The sequence below is a fragment of the Bradyrhizobium sp. P3_C3 genome, from assembly GCF_056402655.1.
In genome coordinates this window covers 1-20,826 of sequence record NZ_JBFUGY010000021.1, presented here as the reverse complement: position 1 = coordinate 20,826, position 20,826 = coordinate 1, and the positions used below count along the sequence as shown (strand labels likewise).

Annotated in this window: 18 protein-coding genes; 12 read left to right on the top strand and 6 right to left on the bottom strand. The window is 64.6% G+C overall.

Annotation, left to right across the window (positions count from 1 at the left end; genetic code table 11):
- Positions 1-76 precede the first annotated feature (76 nt).
- Both AC1DW2_RS23365 and AC1DW2_RS23360 read left to right on the top strand, forming a co-directional pair.
- Positions 77-1,105, top strand: a complete 1,029-nt coding sequence (locus AC1DW2_RS23365; protein WP_063982274.1) for an SDR family oxidoreductase — start codon at positions 77-79, stop codon at positions 1,103-1,105.
- Positions 1,106-1,207: 102 nt separating this feature from the next.
- Positions 1,208-1,987 carry a 2-keto-4-pentenoate hydratase gene (locus tag AC1DW2_RS23360; protein ID WP_063982275.1) on the top strand — a complete coding sequence of 260 codons (780 nt, stop codon included), beginning with the start codon at positions 1,208-1,210 and terminating at the stop codon, positions 1,985-1,987.
- A 146-nt stretch (positions 1,988-2,133) separates the two neighbouring features.
- On the opposite strand, the gene flgH is transcribed toward AC1DW2_RS23360, so the two are convergent.
- The 4 genes from flgH to flgF are packed head-to-tail and all read right to left on the bottom strand — an operon-like array spanning position 2,134 to position 5,621.
- Entirely contained in the window at positions 2,134-2,898 is a 765-nt protein-coding gene (flgH, locus tag AC1DW2_RS23355; RefSeq protein ID WP_063982276.1) for a flagellar basal body L-ring protein FlgH, read from the bottom strand.
- Positions 2,899-2,901: 3 nt separating this feature from the next.
- Positions 2,902-4,044 (bottom strand): flagellar basal body P-ring formation chaperone FlgA, encoded by a 1,143-nt coding sequence (flgA, locus tag AC1DW2_RS23350; protein WP_354130458.1) that lies wholly within the window; start codon positions 4,042-4,044, stop codon positions 2,902-2,904.
- 10 nt (positions 4,045-4,054) lie between these two features.
- The gene (flgG, locus tag AC1DW2_RS23345) at positions 4,055-4,843 is read right to left on the bottom strand and encodes a flagellar basal-body rod protein FlgG (RefSeq protein ID WP_014494004.1); all 789 of its coding nucleotides are present in this window, start codon (positions 4,841-4,843) and stop codon (positions 4,055-4,057) included.
- Positions 4,844-4,859: 16 nt separating this feature from the next.
- Entirely contained in the window at positions 4,860-5,621 is a 762-nt protein-coding gene (gene flgF, locus AC1DW2_RS23340) for a flagellar basal-body rod protein FlgF (RefSeq protein ID WP_283017042.1), read from the bottom strand.
- A gap of 381 nt (positions 5,622-6,002) precedes the next feature.
- Between flgF and fliL the strand changes: the two genes are divergently transcribed.
- The 5 genes from fliL to AC1DW2_RS23315 all read left to right on the top strand — a co-directional run bounded on the left by fliL (position 6,003) and on the right by AC1DW2_RS23315 (position 9,797).
- Positions 6,003-6,503 carry a flagellar basal body-associated protein FliL gene (gene fliL, locus AC1DW2_RS23335; protein WP_063982278.1) on the top strand — a complete coding sequence of 167 codons (501 nt, stop codon included), beginning with the start codon at positions 6,003-6,005 and terminating at the stop codon, positions 6,501-6,503.
- Between the two features lie 19 nt (positions 6,504-6,522).
- Positions 6,523-7,725, top strand: coding sequence for a flagellar motor switch protein FliM (fliM, locus tag AC1DW2_RS23330; protein ID WP_063982279.1), 1,203 nt, complete (start codon positions 6,523-6,525; stop codon positions 7,723-7,725).
- A complete protein-coding gene (locus tag AC1DW2_RS23325) occupies positions 7,722-8,168 on the top strand; it encodes a DUF6468 domain-containing protein (protein WP_063982280.1) in 447 nt (148 codons plus the stop codon). The genes fliM and AC1DW2_RS23325 overlap by 4 nt, the downstream gene beginning before the upstream one ends.
- A 9-nt stretch (positions 8,169-8,177) precedes the next feature.
- Positions 8,178-8,939, top strand: a complete 762-nt coding sequence (locus AC1DW2_RS23320; RefSeq protein ID WP_071912216.1) for a MotE family protein — start codon at positions 8,178-8,180, stop codon at positions 8,937-8,939.
- A gap of 660 nt (positions 8,940-9,599) precedes the next feature.
- On the top strand, positions 9,600-9,797 hold the full coding sequence (locus AC1DW2_RS23315) for a hypothetical protein (RefSeq protein ID WP_187388008.1): 198 nt from the start codon (positions 9,600-9,602) through the stop codon (positions 9,795-9,797).
- A 22-nt stretch (positions 9,798-9,819) separates the two neighbouring features.
- Here the strand turns inward: AC1DW2_RS23315 and AC1DW2_RS23310 are convergent, their stop codons facing one another.
- Complete coding sequence (locus AC1DW2_RS23310; RefSeq protein ID WP_354130457.1) at positions 9,820-13,224, bottom strand: VCBS domain-containing protein; 3,405 nt, start codon at positions 13,222-13,224, stop codon at positions 9,820-9,822.
- A 371-nt stretch (positions 13,225-13,595) separates the two neighbouring features.
- Here AC1DW2_RS23310 and AC1DW2_RS23305 point away from each other — a divergent pair, with 371 nt between their 5' ends.
- From AC1DW2_RS23305 to AC1DW2_RS23285, 5 genes are all read left to right on the top strand, one after another.
- Positions 13,596-14,288 carry a FecR family protein gene (locus tag AC1DW2_RS23305; RefSeq protein WP_084795356.1) on the top strand — a complete coding sequence of 231 codons (693 nt, stop codon included), beginning with the start codon at positions 13,596-13,598 and terminating at the stop codon, positions 14,286-14,288.
- A 144-nt stretch (positions 14,289-14,432) separates the two neighbouring features.
- On the top strand, positions 14,433-15,206 hold the full coding sequence (locus AC1DW2_RS23300) for a tetratricopeptide repeat protein (RefSeq protein WP_245328614.1): 774 nt from the start codon (positions 14,433-14,435) through the stop codon (positions 15,204-15,206).
- Positions 15,207-15,242: 36 nt separating this feature from the next.
- Positions 15,243-15,437 (top strand): hypothetical protein, encoded by a 195-nt coding sequence (locus tag AC1DW2_RS23295; RefSeq protein ID WP_135214595.1) that lies wholly within the window; start codon positions 15,243-15,245, stop codon positions 15,435-15,437.
- 232 nt (positions 15,438-15,669) lie between these two features.
- A complete protein-coding gene (locus AC1DW2_RS23290; protein ID WP_283017040.1) occupies positions 15,670-19,431 on the top strand; it encodes a tetratricopeptide repeat protein in 3,762 nt (1,253 codons plus the stop codon).
- Between the two features lie 81 nt (positions 19,432-19,512).
- Entirely contained in the window at positions 19,513-19,749 is a 237-nt protein-coding gene (locus AC1DW2_RS23285) for a hypothetical protein (protein WP_063982285.1), read from the top strand.
- Positions 19,750-19,911: 162 nt separating this feature from the next.
- Here AC1DW2_RS23285 and fliP read toward each other — a convergent pair whose 3' ends face one another.
- A complete protein-coding gene (gene fliP / locus AC1DW2_RS23280; RefSeq protein WP_063982286.1) occupies positions 19,912-20,667 on the bottom strand; it encodes a flagellar type III secretion system pore protein FliP in 756 nt (251 codons plus the stop codon).
- Between the last annotated feature and the right edge of the window lie 159 nt (positions 20,668-20,826).

The window sequence follows — 20,826 nt, the reverse complement described above, 5'->3', positions numbered from 1 at the left end:
GATAGTGACCAGATGCGGCCTTGAGCAGGGTGGCGGAACCAATTCGCCCAGCCTGCGCAATGAGGGGAACTCGGCAATGAGCATTGTTCTGGTCACCGGCGGGTCCGGCTTCGTCGGCGTCCATGTCGTCCTGCAGCTTCTGGCCGCCGGCCATCAGGTGCGGACCACGGTGCGCCGCCCGGACCGGCAGGCCGACGTGCTGGCGATGTTGCGCGAGGGTGGGGCTGCGTCGCCTGAAAGCCTGTCCTTTTTCACCGCCGATCTCACTGCGGACGACGGCTGGCGCGAAGCCATCGCCGGCTGTGATTACGTGCTCCATGTCGCCTCGCCATTGTCGACCAGTGTTCCCAAGGACGAGAACGAGATGATCATCCCGGCCCGCGACGGCACGCTGCGGGTGCTGCGTGCCGCACGCGAGGCCGGCGTCAGGCGGGTCGTCGTCACCTCGTCGCTGGGCGCGATCGGCTATGGCCATCCGGCGCGCGACAGGCCGTTCGACGAGGCCGACTGGACCAATCTCGACGGCGCCGACGTGCAGCCCTACATCAAATCCAAGACCCTGGCCGAGCGGGCGGCCTGGGATTTCGTCGCGCGCGAGGGCGGTGGGCTCGAATTGTCCGTCGTCAATCCCGCCGGCATTTTTGGCCCCGTGCTGGGGCCGGACTTCTCCGGCTCGATCGAGATCGTCAAATCGCTGCTCGACGGCGCCATGCCGGCGGTGCCGCGGGTCTATTTCGGCGTGGTCGACGTGCGCGACGTGGCCGATTTGCACCTGCGCGCGATGACGGCGCCCGAAGCAAAAGGCGAGCGCTTCATCGCGGTCTCCGGCGAGACGATGTCGATCCTCGATATCGCCAGGGTGCTGCGGCGGGAACTCGGGCCCAGGGCGCGCCGGGTTCCGCGGCTCCAGGCCCCGGACTGGCTGGTGCGGCTGGCCGCCAACCGGATTCCGCTGCTGCGCGCGGTCGTGCCGATGCTTGGAAGGGTTCGGCATTCCACCAGCGCCAAGGCGAGGTCGCTGCTCGGCTGGCAGGCCCGTTCCAACGACGAGGCGATCCTCGCGACGGCCGAAAGCCTGATCCGGCTCGGCCTCGTGAAGCGCTGAGGGCGCCCTTGGGCCGTCCTTTGCCTTTGGCCCGCGCTTGTCACGCCCCGGCGGGGATGCTGAAGTGCCGACCTCAATTGCGTAGCGTGGGAGCCGGCGCCGATGGACAAAATTCTCAAAGCCGCAAAGGCGATTGCGCTCGCGCGCCGCAACCACGCGCCGCTCGCAGCCCTGGACCATCCGCCGGCCGACGAAGCCGAGGGCTATCAGGTCCAGCGCGCGCTGCACGATCTGCTGTTGCCGCATGTCGGGCCGCTGGTCGGCTACAAGATCGGCTGCACCAGCCAGGTGATGCAGGACTATATCGGCATCCCGCATCCCTGCGGCGGCGGCGTGTTCCAGAAGGGCGTGCACGAGAGCGGGGCGAAGCTCGCGGCTGCCGACTATGTCCGTGTCGGCGTCGAGTGCGAGATCGCGGTGCGATTGCAGCGCGATCTCGCCGCCGGCGAGGCGCCGTTCACGGCCGAATGGGTCGGCGAGGCCGTCGAGGCCTATCATCCCGCGATCGAGATCGTCGACGACCGCTATGTGAAGTGGGAATCGATGGGCGCGCCGACGTTGATCGCCGACGATTTCTTCGCCGCCGGCTGCGTGCTGGGTGAGGCGGTGCCGCGCTCGTCGGTGCCGGATCTGAAGGCGGTCAAGGGCCGCGCCATCGTCAATGGCGAAGAGGTCAGCCACGGCACCGGGGCCGACGTGCTCGGCCATCCCCACAATGCACTCGCCTGGCTCGCCAACCACCTCGCCGCCGAGGGCAAGGGTCTGCACGCTGGACAACTCGTCCTGACGGGGAGCCTGGTGAAGACGCTGTGGCTGAAGGCCGGCGACAAGGTGCGGATGGAGCTGGACGGGCTGGGCGTGGTGGAGGCGGAGTTTACGTGAGGCTGCTACGGCATTCCCGCCGTCAGTCGTCCCAATCGTCTTTACAAAATACATGCGGCCTCCGGCAGGGGAGCTACCGGAGGCCGCGTAGTACATCGTCGTTCGCGCCTAGGTTCGCGAACACGATGTGGGAGCTCCGGAGAGGCTTAGAAGGGCAACAGCACGTCCATGACCTGCTGACCGTAGCGCGGCTGCTGCACGTCCGTGATCTGGCCGCGGCCGCCATAGGCGATGCGGGCCTGTGCGATCTTGCTGGAATCGATGGTGTTGTCGCTCTGGATGTCTTCGGGGCGGACGATGCCGGCGACGATGAGCTCGCGGATCTCGTAGTTGACGCGGATCTCCTGCTTGCCTTCGACGACGAGGTTGCCGTTCGGCAGCACCTGGGTCACGACCGCGGCGACGTTGGTCTGCAAGGCCTCCGTGCGATTGACCGAGCCCTTGCCGTCGGCGGAGGATGTCGAGTCGGTGGTGAGAAGGCGGCCGGGCAGGATCTTGAGCGGCTGCGTGACCGTCTTGCTGCCGATGAAATCCGTAATCCCCGAATCCTCCTTGGCGGTTCGGCTGCGCTGGGTCTCGTTGGCGATGTTGGCCTTGTCGGTGATGTTCACGGTCACGGTCAGGAGGTCGCCGACATGGGTCGCGCGCTGGTCCTTGAAGAAGGCGCGGCTGCCGTTGCGCCACAATGAGTTCGGATTGTAGGAGGCGACTTCCGGCTTCGGCATCGGCATCTGCACCGGCTTGTAGCCGGGCTGCGTCGTCGGATTGTCGATCGCCGACAATTTCGGTTGCTCGCCAATCTGCGACAGGCGGTCGATCGAGGAGCAGCCGCTCGCCAGCGCGCAAACTGCCAGCAGCAGACCAGAGATCGCGACGCGACGAAGGCGGGAAGCCGAACTGAACCTGGACATGACTTACTCTGACTTGGCTGGAGCTTGCGGGACGCGAACTTGCGGAATCTGGGCTTGGGCGATCTGGGCCGGAGACGCGGGGGGCTGGACCAGGCTCTGTGCGAGCGCTGCAGCAGCGGCCGCCGGGGTGGGCGCTTCGTCGCGCTTGAGCGAGGAGGTCTGCTCGACCGCAGGCGCCATCGGCGCGGACTGGCTCGCGCCCTGGATCGTCACCTGGCCGCGACCGGTGACAATGCCTGCCAGCGTGCGCTTGGTCTGGAGATTGAGCACGCTCACGGTGTCGCCCTCGGCGCCGCTCTCGAGCGCCTTGCCGCGCGTGGTGAGGTAGATCCCGGGGACCTGGTAGATGACGGTGACGCTCTGGTCGCGCGACACGAAGTCCGGCTTGACGATGTCGGCGACGCGGATCGGCGTACCCGCCCGCATCGGCCGGCGCAGCTGCATGCCGAGCGTGCGCTCGCGCGAGGCGGCCTCACCGGTGACCTCTGCCTTCGGCCGGCGCTCGAGCGCGATGTCGGAGGACTTCAGGAGATCGGCGCGGTCGATGTCGCGCGTCAGCACGGCCACTTCCACCGTCTCGATCGCGATGCCGGTGAAGCGCAGCTTGGTCGGCGTCGGATTGTTGTCGTTGTTGATCTCGAAGGCGATGTCGAAACGGCCGTTGCGGGCGTCATAGCGGGTTGCGACCGGCTGGAGCACACCGGTGTTGGAGGCGTCGAGCCGCATGTCGGCGACGCCGCGGTCGAACGTGACGGCGATGTTGGCGGCATCGCCAAGGCCGAAGCGGCGCTCGAGCGCCGAGGCCACCGCGGTTTCGAGGTCCTTGTTGGCGAGTGTGCGGGCGAGGCGGGTGACCTGGACTTCCTTGATGTCGCCGGTCATCACGCCGATCACCTGCTTTGCGCGCAGCACCGACAGCACATGCGCGACCGGCAGGGCGCCGGTGGTGCCGAGATCGGGCGAGCGGTAGACCGGGATCAGCGCGGCCGAGCCGGCATTGTCGATGAGATCGCCGACCCGCACCACGTCCGAGGTCACGGTGACGCTCGCGCGCAGCGTCGGCGCTGCGATGAAATCGTCGGCGGCCTGCGCCGGCAGCGCCAGCAGCAGGAAAGCGGAGATCGTGGCGAGGGTGGTGCGGATCATCGTCATTACCTCAGCGGAACAGCGCCGTGGTCGATTGCATCATCTGGTCGGCGGCGCTGATGACCTTGGCGTTCATCTCGTAGGCGCGCTGCGCGGCGATCAGGTCGCTCATCTCCGAGACGACGTCGACATTGGCCTGCTCCAGGCTGCCCTGCGTGACCTTGCCGTAGCCTTCGGAGTTCGCGGTGCCGTCCTGCGGCGGGCCGGAAGAGGGCGTCTCGACGAACTGATTGTTGCCGACGGGCTGGAGGCCCGCCTTGTTGATGAAGCGGGTCACGCCGATCTGGCCCTGAACGGCCGACGTCGACGAACCTGGCAGCGTCACCGAGACCTGGCCCTGCTCGTTGACGGCGAGGCCGGAGGCGTTGTTCGGGATGGTGATGGTCGGCTGCACCGGGTTGCCCTGCGCGGTGACGACGCGGCCCTGGTTGTCCATCTGGAAGGTGCCGTCGCGGGTGTACTGGAAGGTGCCGTCGGGCATCAGGATCTTGAAGAAGCCTTCGCCCGAGATCGCGAGGTCGAGGTCGTTGCCGGTCTGCGACAGCGTGCCCTGCGTCATGCTGCGCGGCGTGCCGACGGTCTTGACGCCGCCGCCGATGTCGACGCCGACAGGCACGATGGTGCCCTGGTCCGAGGCCTGCGCGCCGACGCGGCGGACGTGCTCGTAGATCAGGTCCTGGAACGCCGCCGTCTGCTTCTTGAAGCCGGTGGTGCGCAGGTTGGCGATGTTGTTGGAGATGACCTGGACGTTGAGTTCCTGGGCCGCCATTCCGGTCGCAGCGGTGTGGAGCGCTTGCATGTCAATGATCCCCTAATCAGGCCGGAACGTCGGCGAGCTTCTCGATCGCCGATTTGTGGAGGTCGCTCTGCTGCTGGAGCAGGTTGGCGATGGCGGTGTAGCTGCGCATGACCTCGACCATGCGGCTCATCTCGCCGACCGAGTTCACGTTGGACTTCTCGATGTAGCCCTGGCGCACGGTCGACTTGGTGATGGCCTGCGGGGTCGCGGAGCCGACGTCGTAGAGGTTGGCGCCGAGCTTGGTCAGCTTCGCCGCATCGTCGAACGCAGCCATGCGGATCTTGCCGCGGATCGAGTCGGTCTTGGCGGTGCCCTCGAGCACCGTGACGGTGCCGTCGGGCGCGACATTGATGTCGTGGTCGGTGGGCTGGAAGGTGATCGGGCCGCCGATGCCGAGCACGAGGTTGCCATCGGAGGTGACGAGCTGGCCGGTGCTGTTGAGCGAGAATTTGCCGTCGCGGGTGTAGCGTTCGCCACCATTGGCCTGCACCGCGAAGAACGCGTTGCCGTCGATCGCCATGTCGAGCGGGTTGTTGGTCGGCTCCATCGGCCCCTGGCCGACGTCGCGGAAGGTGCCGCGGTCCTGCACATAGGAGACCCGGCGGTCGGACGCGATGAAATTGTCCTCACGCGCGTTCGAGTTGAGAAACTCCTCGAACAGCGAATGGTCGGCCTTGAAGCCGTTGGTGTTGGCATTGGCGACGTTGTTGGCGATGACATCCATCTGCCGTTCCAACGTCATCTGCCGTGACAAGCCGATCAGAAGCGCGTTCTGCATCGGAAATCTCCCCTGAGTGAGCCTGCCACCTCGCTCTCCCAAGCGCCTTGGCCGACCCGTGAACGAGACCGCCAGGTTCTCCCAAACCCTCCGGCCTCGGTCCTCTCTCAGCGAAAGCCGTGCCAACTCGAAAAATGTCGTAATTTCAATGTTTTGTCGATTTTTGAGGGGCGCGGGGAGGCGGCAGAAAGGTTCTGTTAGCCATGTTTGCCCGGCAGATTTTTCCTAGTGGAGGCCCAATCGAAAGATTCCGTTAACCATTATTACCGTAGCGTTTGCGTGTAAGAGGAGCGCACTGCGCTGGGGCATTTGTATCGCGTCACTGTCTGCCAGGAGGCTTCGCTCTTTCGATCCCTTATGAGATGAGCGAGCCTATCGACCATGGCAGACAATGAAGCGGAAGGCGGCGCAGCCGTCGAAGGCGCGGAAGCCGCTCCGCCGAAGAACAAGCTCAAGCTCATCATCATGGCCGTCGGTCTGCTCGCCGTCCTCGGTGGCGGTGCCGCGACCTGGTTCTTCTTCTTCCGTCATGGCGACGACGAGCATCACGCCGAGGCGGCGCCGCCGCCGAAGCCGCCGGCCTTCGTCGACGTGCCCGACATCATGGTCAACCTCGCCGGCGCGCCCGGTGAGCGCGTGCAATATCTCAAGCTCAAGATCGTGCTGGAGCTCAAGGAAGAGAAGCAGATCGAGGCGATCAAGCCGACGATGCCGCGCATCACCGACATCTTCCAGACCTATGTGCGCGAGCTGCGCTCCTCCGACCTCAACGGCTCCGCCGGCGTCTTCCGCCTCAAGGAAGAGCTGACCAAGCGCGTCAATGCGGCGGTTTCCCCGATCCAGGTCAGCGCGGTGCTGTTCAAGGAAGTCGTGATCCAGTGAGCATGACGGGCTAGGGATCATGGCAGGCACCGACCAACCAGACCAGGATGCAATTGCCGCCCAATGGGAGGCCTCGCTTGATTCCGAGGATCCCGCGGAGGCCGCGAAGGCTGCTGCCGCAAACGAACTATCCGAGACCATGGCCCTGCAATGGGCGGCCATGGTCGAGGACGGCAGCCGCGATCTCGGCGCCGGCAAGAATTCCGGCGAGCGGGTGCTGTCGCAGGAGGAGATCGACAATCTTCTCGGCTTCGCGGTCGGCGACGTCACGCTCGACGACCATTCCGGCATTCGCGCGATCATCGATTCAGCGATGGTCTCCTACGAGCGTCTGCCGATGCTCGAAATCGTCTTCGACCGCCTGGTGCGGTTGCTGACGACCTCCTTGCGCAATTTCACCTCCGACAACGTCGAGGTCTCGCTCGACCGCATCACCTCGGTGCGCTTCGGCGACTACATGAACTCGATCCCGCTGCCGGCCGTTCTCTCGGTGTTCAAGGCCGAGGAGTGGGAAAACTTCGGCATGGCGGTGGTCGATTCCAGCCTGATCTATTCGATGATCGACGTGCTGCTCGGCGGTCGCCGCGGCGCCAGCCAGCTCCGCATCGAGGGCCGGCCCTACACCACGATCGAGACCGAGCTGGTCAAGCGGCTGGTCGAGGTGGTACTGGTCGACGCCGAGCAGGCGTTCCGGCCGCTGTCGCCGGTCACCTTCACGATCGACCGGCTCGAGACCAATCCGCGTTTCGCCGCGATCAGCCGTCCCGCCAACGCCGCGATCCTGGTGCGCCTGCGCATCGACATGGAAGATCGCGGCGGCAACATCGAGCTGCTGCTGCCTTACGCGACCATCGAGCCGATCCGGGGCGTCCTGCTCCAGATGTTCATGGGCGAAAAATTCGGCCGCGACACGATCTGGGAGGGCCATTTCGCCACCGAGATCAACCAGGCCGAGATCGCGGTCGATGCCGTGCTCTACGAGGCCGAAATCCCGCTCAAGCAGCTGATGCGGCTCAAGGTCGGCGACACCCTGCCGCTCGACATGCGCGCGGATGCCAACGTGACCGTGCGTTGCGGCGACGTCACTCTGACCGAGGGGCGGATGGGCCGGGTCGGCGACCGCGTCGCGATACGGGTGACGAAACCCCTGCGCAAGCCAAGTACGACACTTGCGATGTTCGAGAAGGTGGACGAGCAGAACAAGATGATGGAGGCCCCATGAACCACTCCCTGGGAATGGCGATCGAGACGCTGGTGGCTATCCTGCTGATGCTGACCATCGTCTACTGTGTCATGCTCAACAAGCGGCTGACGCGGCTGAAGGCGGACGAGCATTCGCTGAAGGCGGTCATCGGCGAGCTGATCACTGCCACCGAGATCGCCGAGCGCGCGATCGGCGGGCTGAAGCTCGCGGTACGCGACGTCAACGAGAACCTCGGCAGCCAGCTGGCGGCGGCGACGCAGATGTCGGACCAGCTCTACAAGCAGCTCGGCGAAGCCGACAACGTGGTGCGGCGCCTGTCCAAGATCGCGATCGCCGCGCGCCCTGCGGCGAGCCCGGAAGCGGCCGCGGTGCCCGCGGCCAAGCCCTCATCGGCGAAGGCGGTGGCGGCTGCGGCCGAAGCCTTCTCCGAGCGCCGACGATCCAACGGCCTTGCGGCATAAAGTCAGGGTATGAAATCCTTTCGTAACATCCGCGTCATTCCGGTCGTTCTGGTCGCCGTCGCAGGGCTCGCCACGCTCAAGGTCGTGGGCCTCGTGATCAATGGCGGCTATGTCTTCGACTACCAGCCGAGCCAGATCAAGAAATCCTGGGCGCAGGAGAATCTGAACTTTCCGACGGGGCGGGAAGACCCCGATATCACGGGATCCACCCACGGCGCGCCGAAGGAGGCGCCAAAGCTTGCCGCGCCCGAGACCAAACCCGAGGGCACCGTGGTCAAGATGGACGAGGCCCAGCCGCAGGTCTCGGCCTCCGAGCGCGCGATCCTGGAGCGCTTGCAGGCACGCCGCCAGGAGATCGAGTCCCGCCAGCGCGAGATCGACATCCGCGAGAGCCTGCTGAAGTCGGCCGAGAAGCGCATCGAAAACAAGGTCGAGGAGATGAAGGCGGTGGAATCCCGCATCTCCGCGACCCAGGCCGAGCAGAAGGCCGCTGAAGCCCAGCGCATGAAGGGCCTCGTGACCATGTATGAGGGCATGAAGCCCAAGGACGCCGCACGGGTGTTCGACCGGCTCGAGATGGGCGTGCTGATCGAGATCGCCTCGCAGATCGCGCCGCGAAAGATGTCGGACATCATGGGCGTGATGTCGCCGGAGGCCGCCGAGCGGCTGACGGTCGAGATGGCCCGCCGGGCCAATGGCGGCGGCGATCAATCGGCCGCGGCCGGCGATCTCCCCAAGATCGACGGCAAGCCGACGCAAAAGCCGAATTGAAGGCTCCGGAGGCGCGGCGCGCTGCGGCAGCCTGCGCGCAATCGCGCGGTCGTTCGGCCTGTACGCGGCTAGACGCCTTGCGTGTCTAGTTCGCGAACCGCTGTTGAACCCTGGGACCCGTCGCGCTCAGCGGCTTCTCGACGGGAAGGAGGGTCTCGCAGTGCTGCCTGATCAGCGCAGCCTTCGTCGTGCGAGTCACGAGATGAAGGGTGCTGTGGCAGCAGGAACACTCGTATACCTTTAGTGCATAGCCCCGCGCGATTGGAAAGACGGCTACGACCGCTCTTGCCTGGCTACATACAATGCAGTTGGCTTCTCCGCTCATTGATTGCTCCCCCAAAAAAGTTGACCAATCGCATTCGCATCGCAATGATCACATTTGATTCAGAGTCGTTGATGGACCGCAACACCTCTGAGGTTGTGCGAGCCTACTCGGCAACCAAGTACGCAGATCAAACGCGCCGGGGAGTGGGGTGATCGCGAGCTTGATGTCTTTGCCGCACGAAGCTCGTCGGCTCGCGTTGCAGATGCAGCTGAAGCAAGCGGCATCTTCTGAGGCTGCGATGAGTTGACGCGTGCAACTGTGAACTGGAGTACAGTGGTGCTGGAGAGTTCGTCCTAGGCTCCCGCCATCGGCAATCAGCCGCGCGGGCGGAAGCCATGAATTACTCGTCCGTAGCAGAACGCGCAATCGAAGCCGTCAATCGGCTGCTCATCGCGGCGATGACGTTGGCCTGGACATCCGCGCTTGACCATCAGCATGCATTGCCGCCGCAAGAAGAAGATGGCGACACTGACGATGTTTGTCCCGAGCGGGACAGCTCCGCCGCATCGGATGGCACCGGAATACAACACTGAAGATCCAGTTGCCCTGCGGACATCACACGATCAGATCGTGGGGCACGTGGGCGTGAGCTGAGCCTGCGCCGTGAGCCGGATCAATATGCGGCGGGGACGGCTCAGGCATCGACGCCGCCCTGAATCCGTGGACGACGCCAGCATGTTCGTGATGACCGGACGGGTCCGAAGGATCGTCCCATCCTGCGCTGAGCTCTGAATGGTGGCCATGCAAAGCGCCATCCTTGATGGCGTAGGGTTCGACCGCCGCGTGCCAGGGCGCGGGCGCAATGTCACCCGAACCGTCAGAGCCGTGCTGCTTGAAATGAAATGAGTCCCCGAGGTGAACCGAAGCAACTCGAGGAAGGCCGTTCTCGGCTATCGGGTCCCCATGATGATACTCGCGCAAGTGATTTTCGTGGTGTGACGTCTCGATGGAGTCTGGGCCGGACTCGATGCTCGGGTCGACCGTGGACGGTGTGACCGGGCCGCTGTCCTTGGTGGCCACGCTCTCTGGAGCGGGCGCGATCTCCTTGCCGTTGCCGAACGGTGTCAGCTTGTCGAATACGAACCTATTCTCCGCGACTGCCGTGGAATGCAGCTGGTGGACGGGCTGCACGTGGCTCACCGCGGAGGCCGCGTTCCCGCCGGTGGGGGCGTCCGATCGCGTGTTCGTATCGTCGGGCTGAACGAACTGGGTGTGCCCGACCCGGACAACCCGTTCGCAATCGGCATCGAATGTGCACCCGCTCGCCTTCGCAGCTTGCCCGGGCCCGTCTCCGTCGATCAGGGCGGCTCGCTCATGGACGATTTCGCCCGATGAGAGGCTGGCCGCCGTCGTCGGGCTACCGGTCGCGTCGTTGTCCGCGCCCGGTTCCAGATTGGCCGGCGCGGCTGCCATCGCATGACCCGACGTTTCCAGCGCGAGCATGAAATCCGACGTCTGGACGGTGGAGAAGCCATCGAGATGGATTTCCACCAGACTGGAATCGCCGATGCTCAAGCTTTGATCCGTCGGATTGACGTACACGATGGTCTGGTTCGCCGAGCTGTCGTAGAGCCAGGCGATCGTATGTGCGGGCACCGTCGTGCTGGAGGGGTCGAGTGCCAGAACGGAGAGGGTGAGCGCGCCGAGAGCTATCAGGTCGCCCCGCTCAGAGTCTGCCTTGAAACCAGAGATGATATCAGGGCGCGCTGCACTGGAATTCGACGTCGAGGCAAAGACGAAATGATCGTCTCTGGAGCCGCCGGCAAGAAGGGTCTGTTCGTGCCCGTCGTGAGAGGTGTCGCGACCGCCGTTTGTGCCGATCTTGCCATGATCGGGACTTTCGCCGGAGGCGCCGATGCCATCCGTGTTCGCGTCATGGGTGCTCGCAGCCACCGTCGGACCGGCGGCAAAGGCTCTCGCAGCCGCATTGTTTTCGGGGGGCGCGGTGGCGTGGGGCGGATCGGCGGCATTGAGAGCTGCCGCGTGGCCGAAATGGTCGCGATCGTCGGCGCCGTGGATTGTGATGGCTATGGTCTGTTCCGTCCCATCGATGGTCGTGACCGTGAAGGTGTCGGTCAAAGTCTCGCAGGAAGGAAGCGCCTGCACGGCACAGTTGGTGGTGTCGAGCGTGTAGGTCCACACACCGGCGGCGGTCATCGTGAAAGCGCCGTAGCCGCCCGCGCTCCGGGTCGCACAAGTGACCGGCGTGAATGTGTTCGGCGTGTTGTCGACGTCGGTGTCAGTCAGTCTGCCGCTCGCCGTCGGCTTGCCGTGTTCCCTGCAATCGGGCTCGGTCACCGAGCCAGTGATGCAGCCGTGGATGATGGCCGGATCGTTCGTGCCGTGGATGGTGATCGTCACCACCTGCGCGGTGCCGTCGACGGTGGTCACGGTGAAGGTGTCGGTCAGGGTGTCGTAGGCGTTCAGCGCCTGGACGGCGCAATTGGTGTCATCGAGCGTGTAGGTCCAGACGCCGTCAGCCGTCATCCGGAAGCAGCCGTAGCCATGGTCGCTCGCCCTTGGCGAGGTCACCGGCGTGAAGCTGTCGGGAGTATTGTCGACATCCGTATCTGCAAGCTTGCCGGTCGCGATCGGAGTCCCGGGCTTCCAACATGCGGCTTCCGTCACGGTGCCGGTCGTCGTCCCGGAAATGATGGCAGCATCGTTGGCGCCGTTGATCGTGATGGTAATCAACTGCGGGGTGCCGCCGATGCTGGTCACCGTGAAGGTGTCTGTCAGCGTCTTGCCGACGTTCAGAGCCTGCACTGCGCTGTTGGATTGATCGAGCGTGTAGCTCCAGACGCCGTCGGCGGTCATGGTGAAAGTGCCGTAGCCGTGTGCACTCTTCGTCGGGGAATTGACGGCCGTGAAAGTGTTGGCGGGGTCGTCGACGTCGATATCCGAAAGCTTGCCGGTTGTGACAGGTGGGCCAGGTGGGCCGGATGCGGCATTGGCGACGCCGCCGGATTCGACTGACGAGCCGGTCGTCGTGCCGGAGATGATCGCCGCGTCGTCGGCCCCGTTGATGTTGATCGTGAAGGCCTGTTGAGCCGAAAGCGACCCGTCGGACACGGTGATCACAAAGCTATCGGTGGTCGGCGTCTTCAGCGCGTTGATCGCGCCACTGTTGGGAACGAAGGCATAGGCGCCAGTCGAGCTGTTCAGATAAAGCGTGCCATAAGAGCTGGTCTTCGATACGTCGTAGATCGCTCCCTGCAGCGCGGTAGCGCCCGTAGCGCCTCCGCTGATGCCGAAAGTCAGCGCGGCGCTGGAGCTGCTGGCGCTGAAGGTTCCCCTCGTTGCGGCGAAGACGTCGAACGCGACCGTGTCGAGTTCAAGCGGGCCCGCCTGCACATTCAAGATCGGCGGCGTCCGCACGGGCGTGATGATGTCGGGCACCGTGACGATGATCGGCTGCAACGGCAGCAGTGCGCTTGGCGCCGCGGGCGCTATGAAATTGATCGGCTCCAGCGGCAGAGATTCGACGAACGGAGGCGTGCCGGACCCGTTCTTGCCAAATCCCTTCGAGAAATTTTCGAGCGCCTCCTGCTGGGCCACCCGCAGCTCCTCCATGCGGGTCGCGCTGTTGTCGAGCTGATTCACGGTAAGCCCGGAGCCGACCTTGCTCAGCACGACCGTTTGTCCGGGGTCCTCGACGATGATGTGCCGCGGGATTGATTCCTTGGTCGTGAGCTCGAACGTGCCGTGTGCAAAGTCCTTGTATGTAATCGTATCGTCGTCCAGGAACGTTGCGTTCGGGTCTGCGGCCCTGACCTCTTTGATCATCGAGAAGAGCAATGCCGTGAGCGACAGCATCCCGAAACGGCCGGCAGAGGCTCGCTCATGAGATTGAATAGCGGGTACATCAGGAGGATTGCTCTTCGCCGTCTTCACGCGGCGATGCAGGCCCGCAGCGGCTTCGCGCTCGCCCCCGTGCTCTGCAGTGGACGTGACGGCCATTTTTCAACCTCGATTGCCCTAGCGGTCGGCCTCAGGCGTCGCCCTATGCCGCCGCGTCTTGGCCGGCTTGCCGCGTCACGCGATCGGGAACAATTTTGTGCCGGCAACCTCAGCTATGCCCGCTAAAAAGTTGTCGTTTCTGAGAATTCCGCCCAGGCTGATCACGGCAGAATTGCTGACGTTTCGCCCGACGGTACCGCTTTCAGCGCTAAAAGCTGTTTGAAATTGCCTGGCGCGGATAGTGACTCTTTTGGACACGGCGATCAGCCATTCGGATTACCCCGGAATAACCATTTTGGCTGTCGTGGTTTGCTGTTGCTGGTCTGCCATTATCCCCGATGGCTTTCGCCAGCGCTGTCGGAGCCGTTCGGATGCTCGAGGATCATATCTTCGAAAAGGAGGAAGCCATGGGCGCTCGTGCAGCGATTGTTCTCGTGGCAGGTCTCGTGCTTGCGCTGGCCGCTTCGTCACCCCGCCCGGTTCAGGCGCAGGACGATTCTCCGCGGCGCGCCGTGCTGGACTCGTCGTCAAAGCCAATCGGGAAAGTTGTGACAGCCGATGGCTCGGTCATCATCGAGCATGCGGGCGCCGCCATTGTCCAGGCAAACGTCGGGGCCGAATCCATCCAGACGAAAGTCGGTGATCCCGTCTATTTGGGCGATGTGGTTCGAACCGGTGCCGACAGTCGGGTCGGCATCAATTTCGTCGATGGAACTTCGTTCAACTTGTCGAGCAACGCCCGCATGACATTGGACGAATACGTCTACGAGCCGGGTGGAAAGTCCAATTCGACAGCCTTCAACCTGACCAAGGGTACGTTCGTTTTTGTTGCCGGCCAGGTTGCGAAGACCGGTGACATGAAGATCGAAACGCCGGTCGCGACGATGGGCATTCGAGGCACTACACCTCACGTCGAAATCTCGGACGACGGAACCACCAGGTTTTCCACTCTGATCGAAGAGGGCAAGACCAAATATACGAAGAAGCCCGGCGCAGCGGGGCCACGCCAACCCGAGCAAAGGGCCGAGCAAAGGCTCAATCTGAACATCTGTCGCGGCTGCTAGAGAATTGGTCCGAGCCGGTGCAATCGCCAGATCTCAGAAGATCGGGAGCCTGACATGAAACCAGGATCCTCCGTTGCCGAAGGCGGACTGGCGCTTGTCGTCCTGATGTGGGTCGGCTTGCCGGTCGCGGCCCAGAACTCCGGGGTGAAGGACAGCTATCTCAGCAATATCGAACTGTGCAACGGGACGGGTACCACCTCGCTCGATGCCCGGATCGGCGCCTGCACGACTTTCATACAGGCGCGTCCAGATTCGTCGGCAGCTCTGGCAATCGCGTATAACAATCGCGGCAACGCCTACACGGCAAAGGGCGACTACGACAGCGCCATCAGCGACTTCGATCAGTCGATCGCACTCAATCCGACATACGCAAAGGCCTTCAACAACCGCGGCGTGGCTCACTTGAGGAGACGTGAATATGAGCTCGCGATCGAAGCCTTTGATGATGCGATCAAGCTCGATCCCGGCTATGGCGCTGCCTTCGTCAACCGCGCCGGAGCCTATCTGAAGAAAAACGACCACCAGCGCGCGGCGCATGATTACGACGAGGCAATCCGTCTCCAGCCCGCCTCGCGGGCGGCATGGAGCGGACGATGTTGGACCCGCGCGGTTCTCAGCGCCTCGCGAGAAGCGCTGGAGGATTGCGACAGAGCGCTTCAATCGGGATCGACCAGCGCTGCCGTGTACGACTCGCGTGGGCTGATCCACCTGAAGATGGGTGAGTTCGGTGCGGCGATCGATGACTACAATGCTGCCTTGCGAGTCGCCCCCGAATTGGCGAGCGCGCTTTTTGGTCGCGGGCTTGCCAAGCTGAAGCAAGGCGATGCGATCGGCGGAAAATCTGACATTTCGACTGCAAGGACAATTCAGAAGAACATCGGCGACGAGTTCGCGCGTTATGGCGTCGATTACGACTGAGTTGGCTCGGTGAGGCGGAACGAATCGGAGGTGAATATGGATGCAAGGTTCGCGCTCATTCAAGCTCACGACGATAGCATTCGCCGCTATCAGCGGTTGTTGAACACACAGTTGACCGATCTCGAGCGTGAGTACATCGAGAGCCGAATCTCGGAAAAGCGATTGACCTTGCAGTCAATTCGCGAAGCGCGAGGCAAGTTGAATGCCTTGCCGGCCAATCGCGGGGTTTGATTGGCATTCCTGACGGGTGCGGACGAAGGGGGTGTTAACACCTCCTTAACCACTTGCTCCCCAGATTTCGAAGCACGAACGCCCGAGCCCGCAAGCAGGCGTCGCGACGCACTGTGCCGGGTGAATTCGTCATTACAGCATTAACAAGTCCTTAATTGGCAAAACCTACAGTCGACGGCACGGGCCGGCGCCAGTGCCGGCATGGACCGCCGAATTGGAAGAAACGCCGCCAATGGCGCAGAAGGCTGCCGCTGGATTTATGTCGCGAGCCCGCGCTTTGGCGCGGGGGTTGTCGCGCCATGTCCGCAAGGCGCCCGTGCTGGCGGCCTGCCTGCTTATCGGCCTTGGTGCGCCCGCCCGCGCCGCCGATGTGGTCCGGGGCGAGGCGACTTTCTCGGCCGGTGGCGGCTTTGCCCGTCTGGTGATCAAGCTCGGCGAGGACGTTCCCTCCGAGGTGACGACGGCCGGCTCCATTCTCATCATTCGCTTCGACCGGGCGGTCGACGTTCCCGTCGATCGCGTTCCGGAAGGTGCGCCCGACTACGTCAATTCTGCCCGCCGCGATCCCGACGGCAGCGCCATCCGCCTGTCGCTGGCGCGGCGCGTCACCGTCAACACCATGAATGCCGGCGAGCGCACCTTCATCGATCTCTTGCCGGAGGGCTGGAAGGGGCCGCCGCCAAGCCTGCCCATGGACGTGGTCAGGGAACTGGCCGAGCGTGCGCGTGTCGCCGAACGTGCCTTGCGCGCCCAGCGCGCCGCAGCCGAGACCAAGAAGCGTCCGCAGATCCGCGTGCGCGCCTCGGTGCAGCCGACTTTCGTGCGCTTCGTGTTCGAGATGCCCGACGGCGTCGGCGTGTCCTCCGTGCTCAACGAGCAGAAGCTGACGCTCGCGTTCAATGCCGGCCTCAATTTCGATCTGGCGGACGCGGTCGTCGCCGCGCCCCCGAACGTCGCCTCGATCAAGCAGAAGTCCGACATCGACCAGACCAGTGTCGAGATCGCGCTGATCGGCGATTCGGACGTGCACTCCTTCCGCGACGAGAAGAATTACGTCGTCGACATCTCCTTCCAACCCGACAAGGGCAAGACCGCCGCGACGGCTGAGGCGGTGATCGCGCAGGCGAAGCCTATGGCCCAAGGCCATGGACCGGCTCCGGAAAAGCCGGCGGCGGAAAAGCCGGCGGCGGAGAAGCCGAAGGAGGTCCATCGCGAGATCGCGCCGCCGACGTCCGAGACGATCGCGCGCGAAGCCAGGATCGAAGCCAAGATCGAAGCCAAGCCCGAGGTGAAGCCGGAAGCTCCGGCGGCGATGCCGCCGGCCGAAGCACCGAAGCCTGCGCCGGCTCCAGCGGCCGAAGCACCGCATGCCGCGGAACCGCACAAGGACGTGTCGAAGCCTGCGGCGTCGGCAACGGAAGCTGTGGTCGCGCCCGTCAAGCCCGCGGTGTCCGAAGCGCCCAAGGAGGTCGTGAAGGAGGCTGCGAAAAAGCCGGTCAAGGACAGCGTCAAGGTCGCACCTGCCGAGGCGCCGGCTGCGCCGCAGCCCACCGTGGCCAGCGTCGATGTGCGCCGCGACAGCGATGGCTTGCGCGTGATCTTCCCGCTTCAGGTGGCAACGCCTGCGGCGGCGTTCCGCCGCGGTGATACGGTGTGGCTGGTGTTCGATACGCCGAAGCCGATCGACGTCGAGGCGATCCGCAGTCGGGGCGGTGCGATGATCGGCGAGGTCAGCCGCATGCCGCTCGACAAGGGGCAGGCGGTCCGCATCCGTCTCACCCGGCCGCTGGTCTACTCGCTGACGAGCGAGGAGGTCGGCAAGGAGACCAATTGGCTCCTGACGCTCGCCGACAAGATCCAGGCGACGCCGCTGCCGCTGATGATGTCGCGCAACATCACCGACCCCGCACTCGCCAATATCGCGATCCCCTTCGCCAATCCGGGCCTGTTGCACAAGCTGACCGATCCCGACGCCGGCGACACGCTCTATGTCGTCACCGGGCAGCGGCCGGTGCGCGGCTTCATCAAGCGGCAGGATCTCGTCGATCTCTCGCTGCTGGAATCCGCGCACGGCATCGCGATCCGGCCGAACTCCGACGAGGTCGGCGTCGAGGTCGGATCCGACAAGGTCATTCTCGGCAAGAAGGGCGGACTGACGCTGTCGCCGGTCGATATCTCCGCCGAGCGCGCGCCGACCGCGGTGCGGCCGGTCTTCAGTCCGGAAGGCTGGCGCAAGGGCCAGTCGGAGGATTTCTGGACGCGCCAGGGCAGTCTGATCACGGCGATCGCGGCCGTCGAGCCGGCGCAGCGCTCGCTGCCGCGGCTCGATCTCGCGCAGTTCTACATGTCGCGCGCCATGTACCACGAAGCCAAGTCGGTGACCGACCTGATGCTGGCCGATCCCCTCAACAAGGAGGAGAGCGGCGCGCTGATCATGCATGCGATCGCGAACATCTTGATCGGCCGGCCGGCGCAGGGCTTGAAGGACCTCGCCAATCCCGTGATCGGCAACAGCCACGATTCCCAACTCTGGAAGGCGCTCGCCTATGCGCGCCAGGGCAAGTGGGCGGATGCGCGCGAGAAGTTCAAGAACGTCGAATTCGCCATCGCCTCGCTGCCGATCGACATCCAGCGCATCGTGACGATGGAGGCGATGCGCGCCTCGCTCGAGGTGAAGGATTATGCCGGCGCCTCCAAGCGCCGCAGCGAGATCGAGGTGGTCGGCATATCGCCAGAGGCGGCGCCCGGCTTCGCCGTGCTGCGCGGCCGGCTCGCCGAGGCGCTCGGGCACGACAGGGATGCGCTCGACGACTACAAATTCGCGGTCGCCTCGAACGATCGTCAGGCGGCGGCCGAGGCCAAGCAGCTCGAAGTGGCGCTGCGGCAGAAGCGCGACGAGATCAGCAAGGAAGACGCGCTGCGTGAGCTCGAGACGCTGTCGATGACCTGGCGGGGCGACTCGATMGAGGTCAAGACGCTCCAGATGCTGTCGCAGATATATGCCGAGAACGGGCGCTACCGGGACGCGCTCAGGGCGGCGCGCACCGCGACAAGGCTCCAGCCGAACGCCGAGGCCTCGCGTCAGGCGCAGGACCTCGCCTCCGACCTGTTCACGCAGATCTTCCTGGGGCCCAAGGGCGACGAGCTGCCGCCGGTCGAGGCGCTCGGGATGTTCTACGAGTTCCGCGAACTGACGCCGATCGGCCGCCGCGGCGACGAACTGATCCGCCGCCTCGCCGACCGTCTCGCCTCGATTGACCTGCTCGACCAGGCCGCCGAACTGTTGCAGTACCAGGTCGACCATCGCCTCGAAGGCGCAGCCCGCGCCCAGGTCGCCGCGCGCCTGTCCATGATCTACCTCGCCAACCGCAAGCCCGACATGGCGATCTCGGCGCTGCGCGCGAGCCGCATCAGCGATCTCTCCGGTGAGCTACGGCAGCAGCGGCTGCTGCTGGAGGCGCGCGCGCAGAGCGACGTCGGCCGCCACGATCTCGCGCTCGACATCGTCTCCAACGTTTCCGGACGCGAGGTGCTCCGCCTGCGCTCCGACATCTTCTGGGCGGCGCGGCGCTGGCGCGAATCCGCCGAGCAGATCGAGCTCTATTACGGCGACCGCTTCCGCGACTTCAAGCCACTCAACGCGGTGGAGAAGAGCGACATCATCCGCGCCGCCGTCGGCTATGCGCTCGCCGACGATTCGATCGGCCTGTCGCGCTTCCGCGAGAAATATGCGCCGCTGATGAGCGAGAGTGCGGACCGGGTCGCCTTCGACATCGCGAGCAAGCCGGCAGCGTCCTCCAGCGCCGAATTTGCCGAGATCGCCAAGCTCGCTGCCAGCGTCGACACGCTCGACGGCTTCCTGCGCGAGATGAAGCAGCGCTTCCCCGACGCAACCGCCCGCGCGCCGGCCTCGCCGCAAGCCAAGGACGAGGCCGACCACACCGGCTCGCTGCCCACGATCCCCGTCGTGCGGCAGATCAAGATGACGCGGTAGGAACCCTGCTACTACGAGGCCTCTCGACAGGTGCCCGTTGAAGCGGCAACCTGCGCGTCTTCATGCCGGGAGAGCGTCGATATGAGCAAGCCTGCCAAGACCGAAGCCGAACTCATCGCCATGGCGCGGGCCGAATTGAAGGTCCATGCCGATGGTCCGGATGACCTCGTCATCTTGATCGTCCGCGACGGCGATAGCTGGGAATTCCGCGCCGATGCCGACCAGGCCGCGACGGATAAGCCGGGCTTCCCCGAAAGCGTCGCCATGCTGGTGCAGATCGGCGATCACCTCAGCAAGCAGTATGACGTGAAGGGGTAGGGGCGCTGTCGACGCCGTCTCACTGTACGCCACGTTCTCGGTGTCATCGCCCGACTTGATCGGGCGATCTAGTATTCCAGAGACCGCAGTGATGAAATCGAAAGGCCGCGGCGTACTGGATGCCCCGGTCAAGCCGGGGCATGACGGCGGATGGAGCCGCAGCTATCCGCCCCCGTAACTCTGCACCAGGCTTCCCGCCACCAGCGACCAGCCATCGACCAGCACGAAGAAGATCAGCTTGAACGGCAGCGAGATCGTTGCGGGCGGCAGCATCATCATGCCCATCGACATCAGCACGGAGGCGACGACGAGGTCGATGATCAGGAAGGGGAGAAACAGCAGGAAGCCGATCTCGAAGGCGCGCTTCAACTCGGAGATCATGAAGGCGGGGACGAGGATGCGCAGGGCGAGGTCGTCCGGCGTGGCCGGCGGCGGCTCGCCGGAGAGATCCAGGAACAGCTTGAGGTCCTTCTCGCGCACGTTCTTCTGCATGAAGCCGCGCAAGGGGACGGAAGCGCGCTGGAGTGCGTCCTCGACGCCAAGCTGGTTGGCGACGAGCGGGCGGATGCCCTCGTCGTAGGACTTCTGCAGGACAGGTCCCATCACGAAGAAGGTGAGGAACATCGCGAGCGCGATGATCACCGAGTTCGGCGGCGCGGTCGCCGTGCCCATCGCGGTGCGCAGCAGCGACAAGACGACCACGATGCGCGTGAATGACGTCATCATGATCAGGATCGACGGCGCGATCGACAGCACCGTGAGCAGCGCGATGAGCTGGATCGCGCGCTCGGTGACGCCGCCCCCCTGACCGCCGAGATTGATGCTGATGTCCTGCGCATGCGCAGGCATCGCGAGCGAAGCCGCGGCGATCAGGACAGAAAGAAAAACAACTCTACGCGGGAGGGCCGGCAGCCTCACGAAGACGGCTTCGGACGGCCGAGCAGCGAGGCCATCTCGTCTTCGAGATTTTCAAAGCTGGTCTTCTCCGCGGCCGGCTTTGCGGGCGGAGCCGGGGGTGCCGGCGGCTCGCTGCGCGCGGCGCGGGGCGGCGGCGGCGGGCGCGGGGCGGCGGCGGCG